We start from the raw sequence: 8,058 nt of genomic DNA, 5'->3' as shown, positions 1-8,058 counted from the left end.
CGCCCCTCCCGGGCCGGGCGTCGGGAGTGAAGGGGTGGAGGTGCGTAGTTCACTCATCGTTGGTTCAGTCCTTGATTTAAGGAATGAACGTGGACCGTGTCAAGGGTTTGGTATAGACCGGAACCGCTCACGCCACGAGCCATCCGAAACCGCCCGGGTGCGGCGTTGACGGATGGTGTCATGGAGACTTGGGAAGCCGGGTGGCAGCCGCTGCCGGCGGAAGCCTCACCACACCGGGCACGGACGGGCGCGGCAGGAGCGCCACGTGCCGCTGACACACCGGATCGACGCCGACGAGGGGGACACGATCGACACCACCGGAACGGGCCGGCCCCCGCTGGATTCCACCAGCGTGGCGAACGCCAGGAACACTCTTCTCGAACTCCTCGGCCGCGCCGGAGTGTTCCGGGCCGAAGCCGAAGAACTGATCGCGCTCGTCGAAGCCGGCGCGATCGCAGACGCACACGGCGAGGTCGGTGGGACGGAGGGCGTTCCCGCCGAGGACGGGGACGCGTACGGCACCGGCCGGCACGACGGCGCCCGGGCCGTCGGCGACGCACTCGCCCGCGTCGCCGAGCGGGCACTCGAACGTGCCATCGGCCCGGCCGTGTCCGACTCGGCGGGGGACGCCGAACGAGTCCGCCACCCCGTCGGGAGGATGGACGTGGAGCGCGCGAAGGTCGCCGTGACACCGCTCTTCCTCACCTTCAGTGACACCTCGGACCTGGACCCCGAGGTGTCGGACGAGGTCCTCACCGCGCTGCTCGGCACGATGAGCGTCGTGGGACGGATCGGGTACGCCGGAAAGCTGGCGCGGTTCGCCGAGTCCCACCGGGAACGGCTGGCTCAGCTGTACGCGCACTACGGGCCGCGCAGCCGCATCGCCCTCCACGGCCGCTACTCCCTCCTCCACTCCCCCACGAGCATCGCCGTACTCGAACGCCTCATCTTTGCGCCGTCAGCGCTCCGGGCGGAATGGGAGCACGCGGAACTGCCCCCGGCGTGGCTGGAAGGACTCGCGGCAGCCTGGCGTGCGCCGGAGGCTCCGCAGGGTTGACGCCTGCCCCGGCGCCCGGTCCGACGACCGTGGCTGACGTGGGGCACCTGCGGGATCCCGCAGGTGCCCCACGTCAGCTGAAAGATCCGGAACGCTGAAGGCCCGGGACTCAGCTCAGCGGCTCGATCCGGATGTTGCGGAACCGCACCTTGTTCCCGTGGTCCTGCAGCCGGATCGCTCCGGCCGACGGGCCCTCCGCAAGACCCGCACCGGTCGGTCCGTCGATCGCGATGTCATCGTGGATCTTCCGGCCGTTCCACACCACCGTCACCCGTGCGTCGGCGGTCTTGCGGCCGCCGCCGTCGAAGCGTGCCGCGCGGAAGGTGATGTCGTACGTCTGCCACGTCTCAGGAGCCGTGGCCGCGTTCACGTCCGGCGCCTTCTTCTGATAGATCGCCCCGGCCTCGTTCGTGTCGAGGGTGGTGTCGCCGTAGGAGTCGAGGACCTGGAGTTCGTAGCGGTCCTGGAGATAGATGCCGCTGTTGCCCCGGTCCTGGCCGGTCACGTCGTCCGGCAGCAGCGGCACCCGGAAGTCCAGGCGCAGTCTGAAGTCCTGGTAGGCGTCCTTGGTACGGATGTCGCCGCAGCACACCTCCATCGACTGCTCGTCGGCCCGTGGCCATTCGACGCGCCTGCCGTCCGTGTGCTGCCACTGCTCCTGGGAAGCGGCGGTGCCGTCGAAGAGGGTGACGGGCGCACCATGAGGGAGCACAGTGAGCATGTCGAGGTTGACATGACCGGCGTCACCGGGATCGAAACGGTAGGAGACGGTGTTGGGCCCCGCGTGCAGGCGGACCCGCTCGGTCTGCGTCGACCAGGTGTCCCAGGTGCCGGTCGAGGCGAGTTGCGTCTGCCTCAGGTTCTTCCCGTTGACGTGGAGGGACAGCGCCTTGGTCCCCCGGTAGGGGTCGGGGCCGTTGGAGTACCGCAGGTTCACGGCGTAGTCACCGGCTCTGGGGACCGTCACGTCGAAGGTCGTGGCGGCCTTGCCCTCCGTGTGGTACCGGTCGACGAAACCGCTGCCCGAGTAACCGGGGTGGTCGGTGTTGATACCGGCCGTCCCGGTGAGCCGCGCCTCTTCCGCCTCGTACAGCGTGGCCGGCGGCGGCTGCTTGCCCGGCAGGGCGTTGAGCGTGTACCAGGCCTCCGTGCTGTACAGCGTCTCGCCGGACGCGGAAGCGAAGGGGCGCGGTGAGCGGAGGTGTACGACCCGGCCGGGCTTGAGCCCGTCGAGGAGCACCCTCACGGTCCGTCCGTCGTCGGCGAGCGTCGCCGAGCGCACGGCGAGCTGCTCCTCGCCGATCTTCGGGCCTCCGTAGTCGGATGTCGGGGTGTAGCGCCACTGTTCCGCCTGGTAGCGGGACGCCAGCTCCTGCGCGGTGGCCTCCGACAGCGGCTGGGTGTACTCCAGGTCGAAGCCGCCGGGTACCGCGCGCATCTCCTTGACGTCGAAGGTGTTGCCGCCGTTCGGCGTGAGCTTCTGCAGGCCGAACTTCAGCTTCCCTTCCTGGCCCCAGTTGCCGTCGGCGCCGAGCCCGCCCGCGTATATCGCGCCGTCGGGCCCCATGGTGATGCGGTTGACGCCTGCTTCGAGTCCCTGGGTGTAGCGGAACACGGCTCCCTGGTACTGCCCCTTCACCTTTTCCAGGTAGGCGCGCTGGAGTCCGCCGTAGGTGACGTCGCCGATGAGCATCTGGCCGGCGAACCGGCCTTCCTTCAGATGCAGCGGTGTGCTCGGCGAGTTGGCGATCTCGTTCTGGGGCAGCCAGAGCACCGGCTGGGTGACGGGCCTGGTGTCGAACGGGCCCGACGGCTCGGTGTAGTGGTTGAAGAAACGATCCTTCTTGATCTGGACGAGCTTCGACGCCGGCAGCCAGCCGCCCTGGTTGTCCGTGGTGAAGATGTCACCGCCGGGGCCCCAGCCGATCCCGTTCGGGGTGCGCAGGCCCCCCGCGACAGGCTGGATCCTGCCGGTCTTCTTGGACACCTTGTACGTCGTGCCGCGGCCCGGTGCCGGCTGCGGGGTGGTGGTGGCACCGCCGTAGTTGATGGCGACGGACAGGTTCACGTAGAAGTGACCGTCACGGTAGAGCAGCCCGAAGGCGAACTCGTGGAAGTTCCCGCTGTACGGCCAGGTGGCGACCGTGCGGTACTCGTCGGTGACGAAGTCCTTGTCGGTGTCGACGAGTCGGGTCAGCTCGTGTTTCTGCGAGACATAGAGCGAACCGTCGACGTACTTGATGCCCATGGGTTCGCGCAGGTTCTCGGCGATCTTCTCCACCGTCACCTCGTCCCGGCTGGTGTCACCCGTGACGTTGCCGAGGAGGTACACCTCTCCGGCGCGGGTCTCGGAGCCGCCCCATGTGGACAGTGCCAGACGTCCGTCGGGCAGCCAGTCCATGCCGGTGACCTGGGGTTCGAAACCGTCCGGGCGCAGGTCGGTGAGGTCGAGGTCGGGGCGCACATCGGTGAGCGGCAGGCCGTCACCCGGGCTGTCCGTGCCGGATTCGCACTCCTTGCGACCGGGCGCGGTGACCCGGACGACCCCGGCATCCGTGCTCAGGGCTTCGCGGGGGATGACAGCGAAGCCGTCCGCGCCCGGGGGCCTCCACGCGAGCGTCAGCTGCTGATCGCCGCCTCGCTCGAAGTAGTCGATCCGGAACGGGTGTGATCCTGCGGTGAGCTGGGCGGATCCGTCCTTGGGCTCGGCGCCGTGCAGGCCGTCGTGGTCGATGACCTCCCGGCCGTCGATGACGAGCCGCGACCCGTCGTCGCTGTTGAGACGGAAGGTGTACGTCCCGTCGGCGGGGACGACCAGGTAACCGGACACCTCTGCCACGAAGTTGTCGGTGTGGCCGCCGAAGTCGCCGGCGGTGGACCAGTCCACGGTGGACATCAGTTTGTCGTGGTTGGGCGTCTGGCCGGGCTTGAGCGTACACAGTGCGCTGAGTGGCACCTGGGTGTCGAAGACGCGCAGGGTGACGCCCGGTTCCTGGGGCGGGATGTCGCCGGGTGCGGCGGCGGCCGGGGGTGCGGCCCAGACACCTCCCGCGAGAAAGCCCCCGACGAGCAGGGTGGTGAGCTGTTTTCGGGCACGCTGGAACAGCCGTGGATGCATCGGTCCTCCAGAGGGGGGTCGCACTCCGGTCGGGCTGTACTGATCCGCGAAACGGCATTACGCCTACGGTTGCGCCGCCACGCTAGGGGGCTTCTGCTGGAGAAGTCCATACTTTGTCATCTGCGAGTTCAAAGTTCCTCTCCTGGCGATGAGTTCATCTCGGGCAGGAAGCGACAGAACGGCATCGGGCCGCCTGGGGCCGATGACGGACACGGGCCCGCGCCACGGGCCGGTGCCCCTGTCCGCAGGAGCGGACAGGGGCACCGGCCCGTGGCGACACCCGTCAGCGTGGAGCCGTTGCCGCTGCCCTGGCCCGGGTCCGGGGCAGCCTCGTGGCTCCGGCTGCAGCGAGCAGGCAGAAGCCGAGCACCCACCAGAAGGTGTCGGCGAACGCCCAGGAGATGTCCGGGCCGCGGACGGCCAGCCGGCTCTGCAGGACCACTGCCAGGGCTGCCGTGCCCACCGAACCACCCACCGTGTTGAGCAGGTTGAGCGCTCCGGACGCGCGGGGAAGCTGCTCGGGTTCGATGCGGCTGTAGACGATGTTCATCACGGGTGCGCCGACCATCGCCATGCCGAGGCCGCGGACCGCGAGCGCTGCGGCGATCACGATGTCAGGGAGGTCGTGACCGAGCTGGGTGAAGGGCACGGTCCCCGCCAGGATCAGCACGATGCCGGTCACGACCAGGGTCCGTGGCGCGACCTTGTCGATGGTGCGGTTCACCAGCACCGAGCCTGCGGCCGCGCCCAGTCCCTGGGGGGCGAGCAGCAGCCCGGCCTCCCACGCCGACAGTCCACGGCCGGTCTGGAAGTACAGCGGCAGCAGGAACATCGTGCCGAACACGGACGCGCCCAGCACCAGCAGCGCGAGAGCGGCGGCGCCGAAGGGCGGCCGGGTGAACAGCCGGGGGTCGACCAGCGGTGTACGCCGGGTCCGCAGCCCGTGCACGATGAAGCCGGCCAGCATCACGAGCCCCAGCGATACGCCGAGCACGGCGGGGAGGGTGCGGCCGTGGGCCACCTCGGTCAGCCCGTACACCAGCACGGCCAGGCCGGGCGAGAGCAGCAGGGCCCCCCGCAGGTCGAACGCCGTCCGCTGCGTCGACGGCGGCACCGCGGGCACGTGGCGGCGGGCGAGCAGCGCCGCGGCCAGACCGATCGGCAGGTTGACCAGGAAGAGCCACGGCCATGGCGCCACGCTGAGGATGGATCCGCCCGCCAACGGGCCGAACACCGGGGAGAGCAGCGGGACGACGGCGACGACACTGATCACCCGGCCGGTGCGGTTCGGGCCTGCGACACGGGCCAGCAACGCCTGTCCCGTCGCGGGCAGCAGACCGCCGCCGAGGCCCTGGACCACCCGGAAGACGATCAGGCTGGTCACCGACCAGGCCAGCGCGCACAGGACCGAGCCGGCCAGGAACACGCCCACGGCGGCGAGCCATGTCCGCCGTCCGCCGAACCGGCCGGCCAGCCAGCCGGACGCGGGCACGGCGGCGACGACGGCCAGCAGGTAGGCCGTGGTGACCCACTGGATCTCCGCGACGGACGCCCCGAACTCGTCCGTCAGGGCTTCGACGCCGACACTGACGATGGTGGCGTCCAGCGAGGCCATGAAGGTACCGAGCACCAGGATGAAGGCGACCCGCATCAGCTGCCGGTCCACGCGCTCGACGGGCGGCGCCACGTCCCCGCTCATCGGTTGCCCTCCAGGAGACGGCACACGTCGTCGTCCATGTGCTCGTCCAGGGACCGGAGCAGGTCGAGGAACTCCTCGGCGAGTCCCTCGACGTCCGCTCCGTCCCGGTGGGCGAGCACGCCCGTCCAGCCGTCGCCTTCCGGCATGACCGTCAGGGTCACCGGGTGGTGCGTGGCCTCACGGAAGCGGGTTCCGACGACGGTGAGCCCGGGGGCGGGTTCGCGGAGCCTGTCCGGGTCGACGGGGTAGTTCTCGAACACCACCAGGCTGTCGAACAGCCTGCGCCGCCCGGTCAGCCGTTCCAGGTCGGACAGGGCCACGTGATGGTGCTCCACCAGGGCCCGCTGGCGCGCCTGGAGACCGGCGAGCGTGTCGGCGAGCGTGCCGCCGAGCCGTGCGCGTACGGGAACGGTGTTGGCCAGCAGCCCGATGATCTCCTCGACGCCCTCCAGGTCCGGGGGACGGCAGGCGACCATGGCGCCGAAGCAGACGTCCGTGCGGCCCGACCGCCGGGCGAGCAGCACCGCCCACGCGCCCTGCACGAGTGTGTTGCGGGTCAGACCGCGCCGTGCGGCCAGGCGGCCGAGGCCGTCCACCAGTGCTGCGTCGAGGTCGATGACCTCGGGCGCCGGTCCCGCGGGGCCGGGTTCGCCGCCGCTCAGGTAGTCGCCCTCGGGCAGGCCGTCCAGTTCGGCGGTCCAGGCGCCGAGATCGGGCTCGTGGTCGGCGCACCAGCGCAGGTAGTCGGCGAACGGCACGGGGCCGGGCAGGTCCGGAGAGCCTCCGCTGAGCCGCGCCGTGTAGAGGGCGAACAGCTCGGTGAGGATGCGGGGGGCCGACCAGCCGTCGGAGAGGACGTGATGGCTGGTCAGGACCAGGTCGGCACGCTCGGGACCCCGCCGGATCACGGTCAGGCGGACGAGCGGGCCCCGGGCGAGGTCGAAGGGCTCGGCCAGGTCGGCGGCCAGCACCTCCTCGGCCGGCCCGTCGGTCACCCGGAAGTCCGGTGCGGACCGTGCGGGGATCACCGCCAGGGCTGCGGGGAACACAGCGCCCAGGTTCGGGTGGCGGGCCAGCAGGTCGGCGCCTGCGGCGCGCAGGGCGTCGACGTCGAGCGTGCCCGCCAGGGAGAACGCCGACTGCACGGTGTACGGGTCGGGCCGCTCGGTGCGCGAGTGGCGCAGCATCACTTCCTGGAGCGGTGTGAGCGGTTGTACCCCGGCGACCGGGTGTCCGGGGCCGAGCTCCCTGATCTCCGGGGCGGCGGCGGTGCGCAGGAGCGCGTTTCGCAGGTTCCCGGCCAGGTCCTCGATCTCGGCGGCGGTGAACAGGGCGGAGGGCCAGGTGATCCGGACGCCGAGCACATCGTCGCGTACGAGGGCGTTGACCATGAGGCTGTGGGGCAGGGGCATCGCCCCGGAGCCGCCGGAGCCGAGCGGATCGGCGTCCGGAGGTGCTTGCCACGGCGTCTCCTGAACAGGGGCGCCGGGGTACTGGCCGAGGTAGTTCCAGGCCACTTCCGGTCGCTCCGGGTCCAGCAGCCCCGCCGCGGTGAGGATGCCGTGGCCGAGGCCGTCGCCCTGTGCGCGCAGCCGTTCCCTGACCGCCTGCACGTCGTCGTCCGCGTCGAGCAGCACGGGGTGGACGGCGGTGAACCAGCCGACGGTCTGGGACAGGTCGACCTGCCGCGGGCGGCCGTGGCTCTCCAGGGCGACCAGGAGCTGCTGCGTCCCGCGCCAGTCCCGTACCGCCTGGGCGAGCGCCGTCAGCAGCACGGCGTCCGGCGTGGTGCGGTGGGCGGCGGGCAGGGTCGTGATCAGAGCGCGTGTCGAGTCGGCGTCGAGCCGGATCTCGTGGTGCTCCGCGGTGGCCACGGTGTCCCGGGCGGGATCGAGCGGGCGGGTGAGTGCCGGTGTGGCCCTCATCCGCCGCCAGTGCGGCAGTTCGGCACTCCGGTCGGCGTCGTGCAGTGAACGCGCCCAGCCGAGGAACGACTGGCCGTGCCGGGCCAGCGTCCCGCCGGACCAGGCGTGTTCCGCGTCCTCCAGCAGGACGCGCCAGGACACACCGTCGACGACCAGATGGTGCGCGATCAGGACGAGCCTGCCCGGCCGGGCCGCACCCGCGTCCACCCACACCGCGCGCAGCAGGGGCCCGGTGCGCGGGTCCATGGACGCCCGGACC

The 8,058-nt window shown here is 71.0% G+C and carries 4 protein-coding genes; 1 reads left to right on the top strand and 3 read right to left on the bottom strand.

Going from position 1 to position 8,058, the window contains the following annotated elements; translation table 11 throughout:
- Window positions 1-265 precede the first annotated feature (265 nt).
- Complete coding sequence (locus tag VN520_RS18235) at window positions 266-1,057, top strand: hypothetical protein (RefSeq protein WP_325747987.1); 792 nt, start codon at window positions 266-268, stop codon at window positions 1,055-1,057.
- 109 nt (window positions 1,058-1,166) lie between these two features.
- Here VN520_RS18235 and VN520_RS18230 read toward each other — a convergent pair whose 3' ends face one another.
- The 3 genes from VN520_RS18230 to VN520_RS18220 form a co-directional block, all read right to left on the bottom strand.
- Window positions 1,167-4,175, bottom strand: a complete 3,009-nt coding sequence (locus VN520_RS18230) for a family 16 glycoside hydrolase (protein ID WP_325747986.1) — start codon at window positions 4,173-4,175, stop codon at window positions 1,167-1,169.
- Window positions 4,176-4,458: 283 nt separating this feature from the next.
- Window positions 4,459-5,874 carry an MDR family MFS transporter gene (locus VN520_RS18225; RefSeq protein ID WP_325747985.1) on the bottom strand — a complete coding sequence of 472 codons (1,416 nt, stop codon included), beginning with the start codon at window positions 5,872-5,874 and terminating at the stop codon, window positions 4,459-4,461.
- Window positions 5,871-8,058 (bottom strand): condensation domain-containing protein (locus VN520_RS18220; protein WP_325747984.1); only part of this gene is annotated, 2,188 nt, incomplete at its 5' end. The genes VN520_RS18225 and VN520_RS18220, both read right to left, overlap by 4 nt.

Origin of the sequence: Streptomyces sp., from assembly GCF_035563135.1 — a bacterium.
Taxonomy (GTDB): Bacteria; Actinomycetota; Actinomycetes; order Streptomycetales; family Streptomycetaceae; genus Streptomyces.
This window is presented reverse-complemented; position numbering and strand designations above follow the sequence as displayed.

Excerpts from the sequence above, each read along its gene's own strand:
- VN520_RS18230 (WP_325747986.1), bottom strand. The coding sequence starts at position 4,175 with ATGCATCCACGGCTGTTCCAGCGTGCCCGAAAACAGCTCACCACCCTG.
- VN520_RS18225 (WP_325747985.1), bottom strand. The coding sequence starts at position 5,874 with ATGAGCGGGGACGTGGCGCCGCCCGTCGAGCGCGTGGACCGGCAGCTG.